The organism is Pseudomonas sp. H26/SER47-MNA-CIBAN-0231 (assembly GCF_040310465.1).
Lineage (GTDB): Bacteria > Pseudomonadota > Gammaproteobacteria > Pseudomonadales > Pseudomonadaceae > Aquipseudomonas > Aquipseudomonas atacamensis.
In genome coordinates this window covers 66,225-84,781 of sequence record NZ_JBEOPW010000002.1, presented here as the reverse complement: position 1 = coordinate 84,781, position 18,557 = coordinate 66,225, and the positions used below count along the sequence as shown (strand labels likewise).

Annotated in this window: 14 protein-coding genes; 5 read left to right on the top strand and 9 right to left on the bottom strand. The window is 58.6% G+C overall.

What is annotated here, in order from left to right:
* Positions 1-112 precede the first annotated feature (112 nt).
* Entirely contained in the window at positions 113-766 is a 654-nt protein-coding gene (locus AAEZ10_RS03245) for an HAD family hydrolase (RefSeq protein WP_016773740.1), read from the top strand.
* 96 nt (positions 767-862) lie between these two features.
* Here AAEZ10_RS03245 and AAEZ10_RS03240 read toward each other — a convergent pair whose 3' ends face one another.
* Complete coding sequence (locus AAEZ10_RS03240) at positions 863-1,825, bottom strand: zinc-binding dehydrogenase (RefSeq protein ID WP_133340149.1); 963 nt, start codon at positions 1,823-1,825, stop codon at positions 863-865.
* Between the two features lie 138 nt (positions 1,826-1,963).
* Between AAEZ10_RS03240 and AAEZ10_RS03235 the strand changes: the two genes are divergently transcribed.
* Together AAEZ10_RS03235 and AAEZ10_RS03230 are read left to right on the top strand one after the other, a co-directional pair.
* Complete coding sequence (locus AAEZ10_RS03235; protein ID WP_162999827.1) at positions 1,964-4,048, top strand: carboxy terminal-processing peptidase; 2,085 nt, start codon at positions 1,964-1,966, stop codon at positions 4,046-4,048.
* A 118-nt stretch (positions 4,049-4,166) separates the two neighbouring features.
* A complete protein-coding gene (locus AAEZ10_RS03230) occupies positions 4,167-5,948 on the top strand; it encodes a bifunctional diguanylate cyclase/phosphodiesterase (protein WP_350567645.1) in 1,782 nt (593 codons plus the stop codon).
* A gap of 111 nt (positions 5,949-6,059) precedes the next feature.
* Here the strand turns inward: AAEZ10_RS03230 and AAEZ10_RS03225 are convergent, their stop codons facing one another.
* The 8 genes from AAEZ10_RS03225 to bamJ all read right to left on the bottom strand — a co-directional run bounded on the left by AAEZ10_RS03225 (position 6,060) and on the right by bamJ (position 15,307).
* Positions 6,060-6,455 (bottom strand): hypothetical protein, encoded by a 396-nt coding sequence (locus AAEZ10_RS03225; protein WP_110645194.1) that lies wholly within the window; start codon positions 6,453-6,455, stop codon positions 6,060-6,062.
* Between the two features lie 717 nt (positions 6,456-7,172).
* Positions 7,173-7,589, bottom strand: coding sequence for a hypothetical protein (locus tag AAEZ10_RS03220; RefSeq protein WP_110645114.1), 417 nt, complete (start codon positions 7,587-7,589; stop codon positions 7,173-7,175).
* Entirely contained in the window at positions 7,586-12,373 is a 4,788-nt protein-coding gene (locus AAEZ10_RS03215; RefSeq protein WP_350567641.1) for an RHS repeat-associated core domain-containing protein, read from the bottom strand. The genes AAEZ10_RS03220 and AAEZ10_RS03215 overlap by 4 nt, the downstream gene beginning before the upstream one ends.
* A gap of 238 nt (positions 12,374-12,611) precedes the next feature.
* The gene (locus tag AAEZ10_RS03210) at positions 12,612-13,019 is read right to left on the bottom strand and encodes an SEL1-like repeat protein (RefSeq protein WP_323168347.1); all 408 of its coding nucleotides are present in this window, start codon (positions 13,017-13,019) and stop codon (positions 12,612-12,614) included.
* Positions 13,020-13,391, bottom strand: coding sequence for a hypothetical protein (locus AAEZ10_RS03205; protein WP_003223109.1), 372 nt, complete (start codon positions 13,389-13,391; stop codon positions 13,020-13,022).
* The gene (locus tag AAEZ10_RS03200) at positions 13,388-13,729 is read right to left on the bottom strand and encodes a helix-turn-helix domain-containing protein (protein ID WP_056783977.1); all 342 of its coding nucleotides are present in this window, start codon (positions 13,727-13,729) and stop codon (positions 13,388-13,390) included. The genes AAEZ10_RS03205 and AAEZ10_RS03200 overlap by 4 nt, the downstream gene beginning before the upstream one ends.
* Positions 13,730-13,841: 112 nt before the next feature.
* Positions 13,842-14,297: a YkvA family protein gene (locus AAEZ10_RS03195; protein WP_016773733.1), complete on the bottom strand. Its 456-nt coding sequence runs from the start codon at positions 14,295-14,297 to the stop codon at positions 13,842-13,844.
* A 293-nt stretch (positions 14,298-14,590) separates the two neighbouring features.
* Entirely contained in the window at positions 14,591-15,307 is a 717-nt protein-coding gene (bamJ, locus tag AAEZ10_RS03190) for a BamJ family beta-barrel-assembly machinery protein (RefSeq protein WP_016773732.1), read from the bottom strand.
* A 269-nt stretch (positions 15,308-15,576) separates the two neighbouring features.
* On the opposite strand from bamJ, the gene AAEZ10_RS03185 reads away from it, so the two are divergent.
* Together AAEZ10_RS03185 and AAEZ10_RS03180 are read left to right on the top strand one after the other, a co-directional pair.
* Positions 15,577-17,388: a di-heme-cytochrome C peroxidase gene (locus AAEZ10_RS03185; protein WP_350567635.1), complete on the top strand. Its 1,812-nt coding sequence runs from the start codon at positions 15,577-15,579 to the stop codon at positions 17,386-17,388.
* On the top strand, positions 17,385-18,554 hold the full coding sequence (locus AAEZ10_RS03180) for a catalase family protein (RefSeq protein ID WP_350567632.1): 1,170 nt from the start codon (positions 17,385-17,387) through the stop codon (positions 18,552-18,554). The genes AAEZ10_RS03185 and AAEZ10_RS03180 overlap by 4 nt, the downstream gene beginning before the upstream one ends.
* The last annotated feature ends 3 nt before the right edge of the window (positions 18,555-18,557 follow it).

Below are 18,557 nucleotides of genomic sequence, written 5' to 3'. Positions count from 1 at the left end.
AAGCAGCTGCAAGCTTCGAGCTACAAGCTTCAAGTTGTAGACTGCGGTGCACCTGATTTTAATTCTTGCAGCTATTAGCTCGTAGCTTGCAGCTGTTCTCGGAGAGAACCCGATGGCTTTGGCAATTTTTGATCTGGACGAAACGTTGATCCACGGCGACTGCTCCTCGCTATGGAGTGAGCAGATGGTCCGCCTCGGCTGGGTCGATGGCGAGTCGTTCATGCAGCGCGACAAGGAACTGATGGATGCCTATGGCCGCGGACATCTGGCGATGGAGGACTATATGGCCTTCAGTCTCGAACCATTGATTGGCCGTACCCCTGAGGAAATCGAGCACTTGGTTGGCCCGTGGGTGGAAGATTTCATTGAACCGATCATCTTCAGCGACGCGACCAAAACCATCGCCGCCCACCGCAAGGCCGGCGACCGGATTCTGGTGATTTCGGCATCCGGTGCGCACCTGGTTCGCCCGATCGCTGATCGTCTGGGCATCGACGAGATATTGGCCATCGAACTGGAAGTCGCCCATGGCGTGTACAGCGGCAACACCGTCGGCACCCTGACTTACCGCGAAGGCAAGATCACCCGCTTGCTGGAATGGCTGGATGCCGAAGAAGAAAACCTCGAAGGCGCGAGTTTTTATTCCGATTCGCGCAACGATCTGCCGTTGTTGCTTAAGGTGGACTTCCCGCACGTGGTCAATCCGGATCCGGTGCTGCTTGAGCACGCCGAAAAGGCCGGCTGGCCGATCCACCTCTGGAAATAAAAGCAAAAGATCGCAGCCTTCGGCAGCTCCTACTTTTGGAATGCGTGCCTCTGTAGGAGCTGCCGAAGGCTGCGATCTTTTGACCTTGTTTTGCTGTCAGCTCAAACCCTCATTGATCACCAACACCAACTTGCCCGCCACCGTATTGCTCGCCAGTTCGGCAAACGCTGCTTCGGCATCCTTCACCGCAAACGCTTTGGCCAATTGCGGACGCAAGCGGCCCTCGGCAAACAGCGGCCAGACATGCTGGCCCAGGTCACTGAGCAGATCGGCCTTGAACTGATCGCCACGACTGCGCAACGTTGAACCGAGCAGTTGCACACGCTTGGCCAACACCTGCGCCAGATCCAGCTTCGCCTCGCGCCCGCCCATCAAACCGATCAGCACCCAACGCCCGTCCAGCGCCATCAGCTTGAGGTTCAATGCTGAATAATTGCCGCCCACCGGATCGAGAATCACGTCGAACGGCCCGAAGTCGCGCAGGCTCTCCAGATCATCGGTGCGCACCACGCCGCCCTGCGCACCCAGCGCTTCGCAGTAAGCCAGGCGCTCGGCGGAACCGACGCTGACCCAGCACGGGTTGCCGAAGGCTTTGCACAGCTGAATGGCGGCTGAACCGATTCCACTTGCGCCGGCGTGCAGGAGAATTTTCTCACCGGGCTTCAACGCTGCAAGTTGAAACACATTCAGCCAGACGGTGGCGTACACCTCGGGCAATGCCGCCGCCTCGATCAGCGAAACACCTTCGGGCACCGGCAGCACGTGCCGTCCGTCGACGACCACCTCTTCGGCCATGCCGCCCCCGGCCAGCAAGGCGCAAACCCGATCGCCGACCTGCCAGGACGAGCCCGCACCGACTTCGCTGATCACCCCGGAGCACTCAAGACCGAGCACGTGGCTGGCACCGGGGGGCGGCGGATAAAGCCCTGCCTTCTGTAATAAATCGGCGCGATTGAGGCCGGCTGCCGCCACCCGGATGCGGACTTGTCCTACATCGCAGGTAGGGCTCGGCTCTTCAACCCATGCCACTTGACCTTCAACGCCTTGCAATGCCTTCACACTGCCTCCATAGTGAGTCTGGACTGAGCCCGAAGCTGTAGCGCCGGGCTTTTTGCATTATGCGACCGGCTCTCAAAGAACCGGCGACTTCAAAGACGGCCTAATATGCGTTATCAATTGTCCCCGCGTCGAATCAGCATGAAGCATCTGCTCCCCAGCACCGCCCTCGCTCTTTTCATCGGTATCGGCCTGTTGCCGGTGTCGGGCACCACATTCGCAGCCAACAGCTGGGACAAGTTGCAGCCTGATCGCGATGAAGTCATCGCCAGCCTGAACGTCGTCGAGTTGCTCAAGCGTCACCACTACAGCAAGCCGCCGCTCGACGATGCGCGCTCGGTGATCATCTACGACAGCTACATCAAGCTGCTCGACCCGTCGCGCAGCTATTTCATGGCCAGCGACATCGCCGAATTCGACAAGTGGAAGACGCAGTTCGACGACTTCCTCAAAAGCGGCGACCTCAACGCCGGGTTCACCATCTACAAGCGCTATCTGGACCGCGTCAAGGCGCGTCTGGACTTCGCCCTTGCCGAGCTGAACAAAGGCGTCGACAAGATGGACTTCAACACCAAGGAGACCTTGCTGATCGATCGCAAGGACGCGCCTTGGCTCAAGTCCACCGCAGAACTCGACGACCTGTGGCGCAAACGCGTCAAGGACGAAGTGCTGCGCCAGAAGATCGCCGGCAAAGACCCGAAGCAGATCCAGGAAACCCTGACCAAGCGCTACAAGAATCAGCTGGCGCGTCTCGACCAGACCCGCGCCGAGGACATCTTCCAGGCGTACATCAACACCTTCGCCATGTCCTACGACCCGCACACCAACTATCTGTCGCCGGATAACGCGGAAAACTTCGACATCAACATGAGCCTGTCCCTCGAGGGCATCGGTGCCGTGTTGCAGAGCGACAACGATCAAGTGAAGGTCGTGCGTCTGGTGCCGGCAGGCCCGGCGGACAAGACCAAGCAGGTCGCTCCGGCCGACAAGATCATCGGCGTTGCCCAGGGCAACAAGGAAATGGTCGACGTGGTCGGCTGGCGTCTGGACGAAGTGGTCAAACTGATTCGCGGTCCGAAAGGCACCGTGGTGCGCCTGGAAGTGATTCCGGCGAGCAATGCGCCAAACGATCAGACCACCAAGATCGTGCCGATCACCCGTGAAGCGGTGAAGCTCGAAGACCAGGCCGTGAAGAAGTCGATTCTCAGCCTGAAACAGGACGGCAAGGACTACAAACTCGGCGTGATCGAGATCCCGGCCTTCTACCTCGACTTCAAGGCCTTCCGTGCCGGTGATCCGGACTACAAGAGCACCACCCGCGACGTCAAGAAGCTGCTCACCGAGCTGCAGAAGGACAAAGTCGACGGCGTGGTCATCGACCTGCGCAACAACGGCGGCGGCTCCCTGCAGGAAGCCACCGAACTGACCAGCCTGTTTATCGATAAAGGTCCGACCGTGCTGGTGCGTAATGCCGATGGCCGTGTCGACGTCCTCGAGGACGAAAACCCGGGCGCGTTCTACAAAGGCCCGATGGCGCTGCTGGTCAACCGCCTGTCCGCCTCGGCCTCGGAAATCTTCGCCGGCGCCATGCAGGACTACCACCGCGCGCTGATCATCGGTGGTCAGACCTTCGGCAAAGGCACCGTGCAGACTATTCAGCCGCTGAACCATGGCGAACTGAAACTGACCCTGGCCAAGTTTTATCGTGTCTCCGGGCAGAGCACCCAGCACCAGGGCGTGCTGCCGGACATCGACTACCCGTCGCTGATCGACACCAAGGAAATCGGTGAAAGCGCCCTGCCGGAAGCCATGCCGTGGGACACCATCCGCGCGGCGATCAAACCAGCGGCCGATCCGTTCAAGCCGTTTCTCGCCCAGCTGAAGTCCGAACATGACGCGCGCACCAACAAGGATGCCGAGTTCGTGTTCATCCGCGACAAGCTGGCCCTGGCGCAGAAACTGATGGAAGAAAAAACCGTCAGCCTCAACGAAGCCGATCGTCGTGCCCAGCACGCCGACATCGACGCCAAGCAGCTGGCGATGGAGAACATCCGTCGCAAGGCCAAAGGCGAAGAACCGCTCAAAGAGCTGAAGAAAGAAGACGAAGACGCATTGGCCGCTGCCGAGCCGGACAAGGTCAAACCGGAAGATGATGCCTACCTGAGCGAAACCGGGCGCGTCCTGCTGGATTACCTGAAACTGAGCAATCAGGTGGCCAAGAAGTAAGTGATGGCAATTTAGTGCTGACGATCCCCGGATCGTCATCAAACAGTCATCATTCTGTCGTGCAATAAAGGACCGGGAGCAAGCGCTCCCGGTCCTTTTTTTATCGCCAGAGACTACCATGACCACGACCGAACAGCTGAGCGCGTTGAGCTCGATCCTGACTCAAAGCGGTTTACACAGCCTGTTCCAGCCGATCATCTGTCTTTCCGAACGCCGCATTCTCGGTTACGAAGCCCTGACCCGTGGCCCGTCCAACAGCCCTCTTCACTCGCCGATTGCCCTGTTCGCCGTGGCGCGACAGGCTGGCCGATTGAGCGAACTGGAGATCGCCTGCCGGCAAAGCGCCTGTCGCCGCTTCAATGAGCAGCAACTGCCGGGCAAGCTGTTCCTTAACGTCTCGCCAGAATCCTTGCTCGAAGCCGCGCACCAACCCGGGCGTACGTTGCAACTGCTGCAGGACTTGGGCATTGCGCCGAGCCAAGTGGTCATCGAGCTCACCGAGCAGACGCCAATCGATGACTTCCAGTTGCTGCAAACCGCTCTGCATCACTATCGGGCGATGGGTTTTTCCATTGCGCTGGACGACTTGGGCGCAGGCTATTCGAGCCTGCGCCTGTGGTCGGAATTGCGTCCGGATTACGTGAAGATCGACCGGCACTTCATCGACGGTATTCATCAGGATGCATTGAAAAGAGAGTTTGTCGGTTCGATTCTGCAAATCGCCAAAGCCTCGCGCGCGCAAGTCATCGCCGAGGGCATCGAGCTACCGGAAGAACTCGCGGTGCTGACTGAAATGGGCGTCGACCTGGTGCAGGGCTACCTGCTCGGCCGCCCTCAGGAACATCCATCCCGCGACGCTCGCGCCTTAATGCCCAAACACGATAGCAGCGCCGTCGCGCTGAATGACGAAGGCAGCGACCTCAGCGCCCTGCTCAACGACCAGCCCGCCGTGCAACGCGATACGCCCACCGCGACGGTACTGGAAGCCTTCCGCCGCCAGGCCAATCTCAATTCGCTCGCGGTGCTCGACGAACAAGGCCAGCCCTGCGGCATCGTCCATCGCCACTCGCTGTCGGACGCACTGCTCAAACCGTTTGCCACCGATCTGTTCGCGCGCAAACCGATCAGCCGCCTGATGAACGATGATTTCCTCGCCGTGGAAATCAGCCAGTCGCTGCAGCAGGTCAGCCGCCTGATCACCAGCCGCGCCCGCCAGCGCATCGAAGAAGACTTCATCATCACCCTCAACGGCAGTTACCTCGGCCTCGGCCGGGTGATCGACGTGCTGAAACTGATCACCGAACTGAAAATCCAGCAGGCACGCTACGCAAATCCCCTTACCCTGCTCCCGGGCAACGTACCAATCCAGCAATGCCTCACGCGCCTGCTGCAACAGGCCCGCGAGTCGATCATCTGCTACGTCGACATCGACAGCTTCAAACCCTTCAACGACATCTACGGCTACGGCCGTGGCGACGAAGTCCTGCTCTGCCTGGCCCAATGCCTCAACGAACGCATCGACCCCACCCGCGACTTCGTCGGCCACATCGGCGGCGACGACTTCCTCCTCGTCCTCGGCCCCGAAGACTGGCGCAAACGTCTAAACCAACTGCTCGACGATTTCCAAAGCCAATGCCGCCGCTTCTATCGCCCCGAGCATCTGGAGGCCGGCTGCTTCGTTGCACCCAATCGCCAAGGCGTGCGGCAGGAGTTTGCGTTGTTGTCGTTATCGATCGGGGTGGTACATCTGCGACCTGAAGCTTGCGCAACGCTTGATGCCAGCCAGCTTGCGGAGATGGCTTCGCAGGCTAAGCATCATGCGAAGGGGGTTGTGGGGTTTAGTGTGTATTTGCTCGATGCTGCAGCGCCTCCGGCCCAGACATCACAGCTAGTTGGTTAAACCCCAGCACAGTAGCGCATCATGAACTCCATGTAGTTCACAATCATAATCTAGCGATCACATGCCCCTCTTTCAAGACACGGAAGGGTAGTAAGTAGTCACGACTAATTCTCAATCTATCGGATAGTCGCAAGCCCAAGGGGGAACGAACAACTCTGGATTAATCCCATTCAATTCAAGAAAGGCATTTATTTCGTCCTCCGTCTCCATTTTTTTCAGTTTTGTAATTGTGATATCGCTAGCACCAAAACTATCTCTGGTTTCCAAAATATGAACTGGCACGGTGAACTCAATGAAGACGAACTTAGAGCTCTTGGAATCCTCAAGGAAGTCGTAATAGCGTTCTCCTGGGTGCCTATCCATAAAATTCAAGTGATACACAGCATAAATGGCAGCCCATTTCCGAAGCGAACGATCATGCGAAGGCATCTCTTGGGCTATCTCTGTGTAATTTCTAGCTTCCAGCCCCCACCATACTTTTCTAGAAATCACTTTGTAAATGCTCATTTTTCCGTTTGATGAGGCTCGCCCCATATTACTCTCGTGTGAATTCGTTAGTTCACAGACTCCATCAACATCGCGTTGTGTGCTCTACGCCGGCGGTGGCAATGGACTAATCAAATCGGATACCCGCACCGCCATGGGGGGCAGAATAATTCCGGATTGATCGCGAGCCGTTCCAAAACCGTATAGATATCCTCCTCAGAATTAACGGACACAAAGTTTAATATCACGACATCCCGATCATCAATACCATCGCTGGAGCCAATTTCTTTAATAGCCAAAGTAAACACTACAATCGAAAACCTAAACCCTTTCGATTTATGAATAAAATCGTAATATTGATGCGGATCGCCTGAGAAAGAATATTTGTATATAGCATATATTGAGACCCACTTTCGACTTGAGTGATCTTTGCACGGAAGTTCTTGTGCAATATTGTCGTAGCTCGTCCCTTCGAGTCCATACCATACGCTACGAGCGATTTTCTTCTGCTGTTTCATTTTTGAAGTGAAAATGAGTTTGGCCGGTAAAACCTGAAGTGTCGGATCGGTACTATGGCTTGAAATATTTCTTGCTTATTAAAACCCGTCCCCACCAAGTAACTCCAACATTGTAAGAGTGTGAAAAAATTAAGCAGCAGCTAATTTATCAATTCTGAGCAACCGCCTAACTTGCCGCCACTTCCACCAACAGACTATAACCCTCACATTCTAATGGCAATCACCATGTAGACCTATCTTCGCGAGCAGCCTTATCAATATCCTCCCTCCAAACTTCAGCAGCCAAACGGTACACATCTGCAAAAAAACAGCGGGGACTCTCCAACGAGTACCATTCTGCCCTAGGCCAACTGCAGGTTTCGCTTTCATCAATATCGAATAAGCTTTCAAAGTCATAGGCCGAATTGCTTAGCGCTTCTTCTAACGCCTCGAACAAAACAAACTTATGCCTGTACGAAAGATAGGGCAAGTTCAAACAATACTTCCTTATTAGCCTCTCTCTATCCTCTGATATATCTGGATTATATGCGCCCAGCTCCATGCCGCGAGTTTCCTCCCGATCATAAACATCCAAGACACCAATAAACCAAGTAAACCTTGGCTTGAAAAGCTCGTCCAAATACGGATCTTTAATCATATTTTCTTCTCCGAGGGGTAACCCGTGAATGGCTCTTGGGTGTTGATTTTATCGAATTTAACCTCAAACCAATTCATATTTTCATTCAAAATCGGGTTTTCAGGATCGTTCCTATTCGGCTTCCAGCCACGCCCTGCGCCGGGCAACTCCAACCTGACAATTGGAGTCTCATTGTGATCTTTACCAGTATGTCTGATTAAGCCATTTTTATCTTTCGTCATCGCCTTGTTCAATGCTCCCAAATGCATGCGCCAGTTATGAAACTGTGAGCTGGGATTTCCCCTTGGAGGAAATGGAGTGATTCCAGTGTGAGGATCAGTGCCATCGATAGCGCGCTGTTTTAGAGCATGATCAGGAATTTCGGGACCGTGTTTCCTTACCGTGTGCATGTCATAACGTTCTTCGTACTCATAAACGCGCCGTTTCGCATTCTCCTCAGCCACTTCATCAATCCTCGCCCGTCGTTCCTGCGCCGTCATCTTTGGCAGCGGGGGCGCTCCCTCTTCGACGACCACGCGACCAGCCTCGTACCGCATAGGACGTCGCGGCGCTGACGGTGGACAAATGCAACTCAACCCCAACGGATCCACCCACCCCGTCGGATTCGGCACGTACTGGTACTGGTTCAACCCACCCGCGAGCTTCACCGGGTCCGGGGTCAGATACCTTCCCAATCTCGGGTCGTAATACCGATGCCGGTTGTAATGCAATCCGCTTTCAACATCGAAATACTGCCCCTGAAAACGCAGCGGTTGGTCGAGGTAGTCTTCGCCGGCCAGGGTGACGGCGGCGACTTTGCCGTAGGCGTCGTATTGCGCGGACCAGACGATTTCGCCGCTGTAGTCGGTGAGTTCCTGTGGGGTGCCGAGGTGGTCGAGTTGGTAGTAGAAGGGGCAGGCCTTTTTCGGGCCTTTGCCATCGAGCATCGCGAGTGGGCGGAAGGTGCCGGGTTCGTAGAGGAAGCTGCGGTATTGCGTGGCGCTGCTTTCGGCGACGAGGTGTTCGCCTTGCCAGAAGAATTCGGTGACGGCGCCATCCACTGTTTTGCGGATGCGCCGGCCGAAGGCGTCGTAGTGATAAGTGGCGGTCTGGCCGTCGGGGCGGGTCAGGCCGATCAGGCGGTGCTGGCAGTCGTAGCGGTATTCGGTGACCAGGGTCTGGCCGTGGCCACGGCGTTCGCGGATCAGGTTGCCGAAGGCGTCGTAGTCGTAATGGCGGTCGCCCTGCATCAGCAGGCGGTTGCCTTTGATCTGCGCGGGACCGGGGCGATCCTGCATCAGCAGGTTGCCGGCCGGGTCGTGGGCGAAGGATTCGGGCAGTTCGTCGCGCGAGTGGCGTACGCGGATCAACCGGTCGAGGGCGTCGTAGCCGTAGGTGCGCTGGCCGTGGCGGCTGTCGGCAATGTGCTCGAGATTGCCGTTGGCGCTGTAGGCATAATCGCGGCGGTACAGCGAGGCGTGGCGATGGCCTACGGCGTGGGCGAGCAAGCGGCCCTGATCGTCGTAGGAATATTCGCTGAGCAGCAGACCCTGCTGGCGTTGCTGTTCACGACCGCAGTGGTAGACGTGGCGCGTGAGCGGCGTGCCATTGAGGTCGATGGCTGACAGCGCACCGCCCTTGGCGTAGTGATAATCGAGCTTGCTGTTATCCGGCAGACGCAGGCGCTTGAGCTGGCCGCAGGCGTCATAGGCGTAGCGCAGAGTGCCCCAGCCCTGATGCTCGGTGATCAGCCGATCCTGACGGTCATACTCGAAGGCCAGCGGATGGTTCTGGCCGTCATCGACAGCAACCAAGCGGCCGAGGCGGTCGTAGTCGTAGCGGATCTTGGCGCCATTGGGCAGGGTCTTGACCAGCAAACGCCCGGCCTTGTCGCGCTCATAGTGGGTGACCAGACTGGGGCCGAAATCCCCAAACTCGGTCTTCTCCAGCAGGTGCCCGTTGAGGTCGTAGACGTAAGCCGTACGCCGCCCATCAAACCCGGTTTCCTGTCGGATCAATCCGGTCGGCGTGTAATCCAGTCGGTACTTTTCGCCCGATTCGTTTTCAATCTCGGTCAGCAACAGCCGCGCATGGTCATAGCGATACTGCACGCGGGTGCCGTCAGGATTGATCCGCCGCGAGACCAGGTGCAGATCATCGTCATATTCATAGCGGGTGATACGACCGAGCTCGTCGCGCTCAGCGGTGATCTGCCCGTAGGCGCCGTAGCTGTAGGCGCGGGTGCTGCCCGTAGGAGAAGTCGTCAGGATCAGTCGGCCGGCCGCGTCCCACTCCTGACGACTGACAACACCAAATTCGTCCTGGGTGGTAATCCGCCGTCCCAGCGCATCGTAGGAAAAGCGCCGCACGCCGCCATCGGGCAGGGTTTCTTCGATGAGCTGGCCGAGCTCGTTCCACACCCAGCGGTGGCGGCTGCTGTCCGGATAACGCAGCGACAGCAATTGCCCGCGCAGGTTGTAGTAGTAATGGGTGACCTGGCCGTCGGGATCGACCGCTTCGGTAACGGCGCCTTCGGCGTTGCGCCGGTAAATCCACACCGCATCACCACGGCAACGCTTGTAGAGAAAACCGTTGCGGTACTCGTAGGACGTTGGTGCATCGTCCGGCGGAATCAGCGCGATCAGCCGTCCGACTTCGTCGTAGCGGTATTCGGTGACCGCGCCCAACGCATCCTGCTCGGCGATCAAGCGCCCCTGCTGGTCATAGGCCTTGAGCTGCTCGCCGCCATCGGCCGCAACCTGACGCACCAGCCGCGCACGATCGTCGTGGACGTAGACTTCTTCGGTGCCGTCGACGTAATGCACGGTCACGCTGGCGTCGTCATCGTTCCAGACGTAACGGGTGTTCATCTGCGAGAACGACGCCCAGTGGCGCACGCAGCGGGCGGCTTTGCCCTCGCGCTGCCACTCCCAGAAGAAGCTCGCGCCGCCGGTTAGCTGGCGCTGGAGGATGACGTGGTGATCGTCGTAGTCGTAGCGTTCGCTGTCGCCCACCGCGTTGGTCGCGACCAGCAGGCGTTGCCGCGCATCGAAGCTGTAGGTGGCAAGGTTTTGTTCGGTGGTCCACTCGCCCTGAACAAAGACTTGGTAATCGACCGCCACCAGTTGCGCGCGGTCATAACGCAACAGCAGGGCGCGTCCGGCGCCGTTGTCCAGACGCTGAATGCGGTCGGAGCGATCGCGTTGCAGGGTCAGACGATTACCGTAGACATCGCTGATTGCGGTCAGTCGTCCGGCGCGAAAGTGATAGAACCGCGCGCTGTCACCGGCCAGGGCGAGGATCAGTTCTTCCGGCTCATCGCCGAGAAAGATCGCCGCCCGCGACAGGCTGTTGTGAATCGCTGGGCGCGCGACGTTGGGCAGGGGAAAGCGGGTGCGGCGGTTTTCGTGGTCGATCCAGATCACGCCATCGCCGTCGAAGGACAGGCGATGGGCCAGCGTATGGCTCCAGCCGAAACCCAGGCCGATGTCGATCTCGACCGCGCTGCTGCGGTACAAGCGGGTGAACTCGAAGGGCAGCACGCCATCAAGCACTGCGTCGGTCAGGGTCAGCAGTTCTTCGCCGGTGACCATCGACACCGGGCAGCCGTTGGTACAGGTTTTGGGCACGCAATCGGCGGCATCGCCGTTGGGGTTTTTCGCTTGGTCGGGCGCGTCGTCGTGTGGCTCGTCTTTCTTCAACATGGCGTTGCGCTTGGCATCCCAGCGCAATTGCATCCGGCCCTTTTTCACCCCGGCGGCGATGCCCCGCGCGGCAACGGCTTTGTAGCGGTCAACGTATTCAATAAAGGCGTTGACGATGCTGAACAGCGCCTTGACCAGACGCTTGGCGACGTTGAACAGCTGCGTTGCGCGGTCTGCCAGACGCAGCGTCAGATAAGCGATCCCCGCCCCCGCTCCGACAAACGTCAGCACCACGCTGATCAACACATCGATGATCAGTTGCACGATCATCATCGACGCCACTTCAGCAGACTTGCCGGCAACCTCGCTGGGCGGCAGCATGTCCAGCCACAGACTCGCCGACCGTAGCAGCAAGCACATCGCCGCTTCGTCACTGACCAGCAACTGCAGCTTTTCCATGAGATCCGGAGCGGTCTGTGCCAGCTCGATCAGATCAGCCGCGCCGCTGCCTAGACGCTCGGCAAACTTGCCGGGGTCCTGGAGGATTTCCGAGAGCAGACCGAGGCTGTCCCATACCCCTTCGATGGCCGCCCAACTGCCGGCGAGCATGCCGTTGCTGGCTGCGGTCGCCACCGACTGTGACCACTGCGGCTTGAAACCTTGCCACTCGCTACGCAGCCAGCGCTCAAGTTCGCCGGTCAAACCGTCGTAGGATTTGAACAGCTCGTCGACTTGACTGGAGGTGACAGCGCTGTGGACCAGAACGCGGTAGAACTTGCCCTCGTCGCCTCTGAACTCGCCCTTGCCCTGCTGATCAAGGGTGACCGGCGCGGTTTTGCCGCTATCCACGTCGACCACATCGACGGAAATGTTGCCCAGCGGGATGTCGTAGACCGATTCGAACTTGCTCTCGATTTGCATCAGCCCGCCGTGCGGGCACTGGACGACGCTGGAGGAAAATTCGTCGTCGCTGCTGCTGACCGACGTACTGCTATCGCCGAAGCGGATGATCCGCTCCATACCCACCAGCGATGGCAGGTCTGCTGCCTCGCTGATCTGGTCCGCCCTGCGACTGAGCCAGTGATCAAGCTGTTTGCGGTAGAGGCTGAGCGTTTGCGGAAAGCTGTCGAGTTCCTGCTCGATGCGCGCGATGGCTTCCATCAACACACGCGAGCAAACAAGGTGGACTGAAAAACGGGCTGAAGCATGAGCGGTCCCTCGCGCAAGAAATTAGTCGCGGGAACTGTGCGGGGGATCAAAGAGGAAAGAAGTCAGGCGAGTAGGCAAAGGATGTAGGACTAATCTGCAATCCAGCATCAAGCGAAAAACGTGCAGGCAGAAACGTAAACGCGGCGTGAGGAAACCTCACGCCGCGTTTACTTAGAAGACATACATGGAATTACTGCGTTGAATCACCAGCCTTCAGCTGTTGCAGCTTCAGCTCGGCCAACGGGTGGCCGGCCTTGGCGGCCATGCTCCACCAACGAGCGGCCTCAACGGGATCCGGCGCCTTGCTCGGGGTACCGGCGAGGCTGATCACGCCAACTTGATAAGCGGCTTTACCATCGCCGGCCAACGCCGCCAGACGCAGTAAACGCACGCCTTCTTCACGCGCGCCCAACCCGACGCCGCGAAAAGTCAGAATGTGCCCATAAAAGCTTTGCGCACCGACATCGCCGAGGTTGGCCATTCGTGCAAACTGGCCTTCGAGCCAGCGCCAGCCACGCGGCTGGCGAACGAACCACGACCAATGAAACAGCCTGCGGGCCAGCCAGTAACCGGCCCGCGCCTTGAGCCGCAGAAACACTCAGGCCTCCGCCGATTCCGGGTATTCGTATTCGAAGACGCGCACCACTTCCGACGCATGCCAGGACGCCGCCGCAACGCCATCTGACGGCCCGGAAAAGCGCCCCAGACGCTCGACACATTCAAAGAACCCGGTACGCGGCAAACGACTCGCGCCCTGACTGATGACCAGCGAACTGCGCAACGGCTGCTCGGCTTTGGCATCCAGTGCGGCCAGATGCTCCAGCGCAGCCGTCAGTGTCTGCATCGCCGGTGTCGGCAGCTGCAAACGCTCAAGCAAGGCTCGATAGGTCAGAAGATGGCGCTGACGGCGCGCCTGGTCCAGTTCCCCCAGCAATCCGTCCCAATGTTGACGGCTGATGCGTACGCTCACGATTCGTCCCTCCAACCCGGCACCGTCAGTTCCCAGGCCAGGCTGCGGCGAATCGCGGCGTCGGGCTGACGCTCACCACTTTCGATCATGGCCAGGTAAGACGGGCTGATGCCTACCGTGCGGGCCAGCGCCTCGATGGCGATGCCCTTCCCTTCGCGCAAACTGCGTAATTGATCCAGACCCGGAAGAATCGGCTCCGGCGAGGCGGCGAGCGGCGCTGCTGGCTGCTGCACCGGTGTTGCGTTGATCCCTGCTGCTTTCAGTAAAGCCTGATATTGAGCCCACGGCAGAACCGCGTATTCGGGTTCGCCATCGCGTGCAATTATCTGAATATCCATGACTACCCCGTAGGACAACACCACTTAGCGAGTCGGCACTTTTCCCTAGAAGTGTAATCCTAACAGCGGCCAAGGTCGCGAGTGGTATCTATCTGTAGGCAGTCTTGGTCAGTCAGGGCTTTTTCGGGCCTTGCAACTGCAATTGTTCAGGGGTATCAGGGAGGCGTTCAACCACGGCCAGCTTTTCGGGTTGCTGGCGCTTGCGCCACAGGCGGAAGGCGTTGAGCTCGTCATCGAGGGTTTTCATCAGCCAGGCGAGGACAGCGATGTCATCGAGCATGCCGAACATGGGAATGAAATCCGGAATGGCATCGACCGGGCTGAGGAAATACATCAGGCCCGCCACCACCGAAATCAGCGACTTGGCACTGATCGCGCGATACTCGCCACGCCAGTAGGCCAGGCACAGCGACTGTAGCAAGCGCAGATCATCCTTGAGTTTGCCCAAGCGATTGCCTTGCGCGGCGCCTTTGCTGGCCACGGCAAACAACAGGGTCGGCAGGCGTCCACGGGCCAGCAGGCGACCGGCCAACGGCAGGAATCGAGCGAAATTCCACGGAGCTTTCATCTATTCTTCCCGTTGAAATGTTATCCACACAAATTGTGGATAACCTTGTGAACAGAGCTGCATTTCAGCGCTGAGAACCCCGTTTCATAAGGGCTGCGCTTAGATCGGGCGTTTTTTACTCACATAAAAAAGCCCAATATTTCATTGACTTGGCGGCTCAGGGCGTCTAGCGCGGGCAGCCTCAAAGCTATGACTGTGTTGAACGGCGTCAGTTCGCTCTGTTTACCTTTCCTGACCTGCAGATGCAACAACGCCCCGCATAAGCGAGGCGTTGTTGGCGATGCCGTTGCGTGTTACTTGGCAGCGGCGTCTTCTTTGGCTGGATCCTTGATGGCCAGCAGTTCCAGGTCGAAAACCAGAACCGAGTTGGCCGGGATTGCCGGGCTTGGCGACTGAGCGCCGTAAGCCAGATCGCTAGGGATGTACAGTTTGTACTTCTCGCCAACGTGCATCAGTTGCAGACCTTCAACCCAACCCGGGATCACGCCACTGACTGGCAGATCGATCGGGCTGCCGCGCTCTACGGAGCTGTCGAACACGGTGCCATTGGTCAGCTTGCCGGTGTAGTGAACAGTGACGACGTCGGTCGGCTTAGGCTGTGGGCCATCGGCTTTCTTCACTACTTCGTACTGCAGGCCCGAAGCGGTGGTGGTGACACCGGCCTTCTTGCCGTTTTCTTCGAGGAATTTCTTGCCGGCGGCTGCCGACTCTTCACTCATCTTGGCCATACGCTCTTCAGCACGCTTTTGCAGCGAGGCGAAGGCTTCGACCAGTTCTTCATCTTTCAGCTTCTGTTCTTTCTTGCCAACGGCATCTTCGATGCCCTGGGCTACCGCTTTGGAGTCCAGATCATCCATGCCTTCCTGGGCAAGGCTTTTGCCCATGTTCAGGCCGATGCCGTAGGAAGCTTTTTGCGCCGGGGTTTTCAGCTCTACGCTGGTCTGCGAGTCACAACCCGCGAGTACCAGGCTAACCAGGGCTACCGCCGCCGCCAACCGATGCTGTTTCATGCTATTTCCTTGTTCATGCGCCGAATGGGCAATCGAGTAAAGCCGCGAGCTTATCAGGCCGCCACGACCAATGGCTACCGGCATGAGAGCAGGAATCTTCCGATAAGTTCAGGGATTAAAACGCATTTGGACAACGGCTGGATGAAGCTTCTGTCATCCACGGACGACAAGCGTCATCGGAGCTTGCCTCAGCGTCTGGCGTAATGGCCACTTGCCCAGCAGTCATGGCTCAGGCATAACAGCGCAACAATTCGACAAGGATGTTTAACTTGCGCCTTCTATTCCGCGTTCTCACTCTGGGGATCGTGCTAGCGATAATCGCCGTTGCGATGATTGTCTATTACGTCGCCAACCCGAAATTGCCCTTCTACACCCCGCCGCAACAGGTACGTTACCTGGATCAATGGAGCGAAGAGCAACGGCAGACCTACTACTTCACGCCGCAAGGTACGCAAGTCAAAGGCCTGCGTTACGAGTGGTTCCAGGCTTTGGAATTGCCCTTCTCTGAGCAGCGCTTCGCCTCCCCTGAACATCTCGCCCGTTTCGGCTTCCTGGTCGACCCGCAGCAGAAATCTAGCCCGAACAATCCCGGCAACCTCCCCGTCGGTTTTGCCCGGCACCAGAATCCCGGCAACGCATCGGAGCATTATCTGGACATCACCTGCGCTGCTTGCCACACCGGCGAGTTGCGCTATAAAGACCAGGCCGTGCGTATCGATGGCGGCAGCGCACAGCACGTGTTGCCTTCCAGCGTTCCTACATTGCGCGGCGGCAGTTTCGGACAGGCCCTGGTCGCCAGTCTCGCCTCGACTTACTACAACCCATGGAAGTTTGAGCGCTTCGCCCGCCAGGTGCTCGGAGATGATTACGAAGCGCGCCGCGAACAATTGCGCAGCGAGTTCAAGACCTCGCTGAACACCTTCGTCAAAGTGGCGTGGAACGACACCCATCGCGGCCTGTACCCGACCGAGGAAGGCCCGGGGCGCACCGACGCGTTCGGCCGGATTGCCAACGCTACGTTTGGCGACGCGATTTCCCCCGCCAACTACCGCGTGGCCGATGCCCCGGTGGATTACCCGCAGCTGTGGGACATGTGGACGTTCGATTGGGTGCAGTGGAATGGCTCGGCCCAGCAGCCGATGGCGCGCAACATCGGCGAGGCGCTCGGCGTCGGTGCCACGCTGAATTTCTTCGACGCCAATGGCCAGCCGCTGCAAGGCGCTGAGCGCTACCCCTCCAGCGTGCGCGTGCGCGATCTGCACGCCATCGAAGAAACCTTGCAGCAGCTGAAGCCGCCAACCTGGCCCGAAGATCTGTTCGGTGCGATCGACAAGCCGCTGGCCGCCAGAGGCCGCGCGCTGTTCGCGGAAAACTGCGCCGGCTGCCATGTCCCGCGCCAATCGCAGGAAGGCGAACGCTGGGTGCAGCACTTGCACATGCTTCCCGTGGAGGTGATCGGCACCGATCCGAATGCGGCCAACAACGTTGCCAGTCACCGTTTCGACCTGAGCGCGCTGCAATGGGATGTCGAAGAGCTGCAAAAGATGGACGTCAAGTTGCACCCCGAACCCAAGGAGCCGCTTGATCTGCGCCAATTGTCGGTGGCCAAGGGCCTCGCTTACGTCACCGCATTCGTGGAAAACCGTGCCTATCGCGACGCGCAGATCACGCCGGAAGAAAAACCGCGCATGGATGGTTTCGGCCTGCCGATCGGCGTGCGCGAGAAAGTCGCTTACAAGGCCCGGCCGCTGGCTGGCGTGTGGGCGACTGCGCCGTTTCTGCACAACGGCTCGGTGCCGAGCCTTTATCAGTTGCTGTCACCGCAGGATGAGCGCGCCACCACCTTCTATAAAGGCACGCTCGAATACGACCCGCACCACCTCGGCTATCGCACCGAACCTTTCACCAACGGTTTTCTGTTCGACACGCGCATCAGCGGCAACCACAACAGCGGCCACGAATTCCGCGCCAGCGCTCGCGGTAACGGGGTGATCGGCCGCCTCCTGCAACCCGAGGAGCGCTGGGCGCTGCTCGAATACCTGAAAGTATTGGGCGGACCACTGGAGGCGCAGTTGCCATGATCATGCCGACATTCAAAAGAGAACTGCCACCACTCGCGCGGTTCTGGCTCTGGTTGGGGCGCTTGCTTGGCAAGACTCTGCTGATTCTGCTGGTCATCGCCCTGCTCGGCTGGGCCATCGCCACCGCGTGGTTTGCCTGGCAGCATCGCGGGCCGGTGTCGGCGCAGGAACAGATTCCAGCAGGCGAAGCGGCGATGACCCAAGACGTCATCCAAACCGCAGTGCGCATCGTCGACCAGCACCGCGAACCCACGCGTTATCTGCGCGATGCCCACGCCAAAGCGCATGGCTGCGTGAAGGCGCAAGTGCAGGTGTTACCGGAACTGGCGCAATCGCTGCGACGGGGTGTGTTCAGCGAGCCGGGCAAGACCTGGCAGGCGCTGATCCGGTTGTCCAACGGCAATGCCTATCCGCAATTCGACAGCATTCGCGATGCGCGCGGAATGGCGATCAAGTTGCTTGAGGTTCCTGGCACGCAACTGCTCGGCAATCGCCAGGAGCAGCATGAACAGGATTTCGTGATGTTCAGCCATCCGAACTTCTTTGTCAGCGATGTCGCCGAGTATCGTCAGAATGTAGCGGCGCAGGCTGACGGCAAGAAGGTCATGGCGTTTTTTCCGACGTGGGATCCGCGCACCTGGCAGGTCCGTCATCTATTCATCGCGCTGGCAACCCTGTCAGCGCCGCCGGACAGTCCGACTGAGACCACATATTTCTCGGTATCGCCCTACAAGTTCGGTGAGGCCAATGCGAAATTCCGCGTCGTGCCGGATCCGGAGCGTTGCCCGGCGTATACGCTGCCCAAACAGAATCACGACTTGCCGAATTTCCTGCGCAGCGCACTGAATCAGCAGTTGTCGACGGATCGGGTGCCGGCGTGCTTCGCCTTGCAGATCCAGCGCCAGGACGCGAACAAATACATGCCGATCGAGGACACGAGCATTGAGTGGCGTGAGCAGGATGCACCGTTTGAAACCGTGGCGCGGATCACCCTGCCCGCGCAGGACTTCGACACGCCGGCGCTGAATCTGCAATGCGACAACCTGTCGTTCAACCCGTGGTTCGGCATCGAGGCGCATCGGCCGATTGGCGGGATCAATCGCTTGCGCAAGGCAGTGTACGAGGCGGTGAGCGATTATCGGCATGCCCGCAATGCGGCGCAGTAGCGC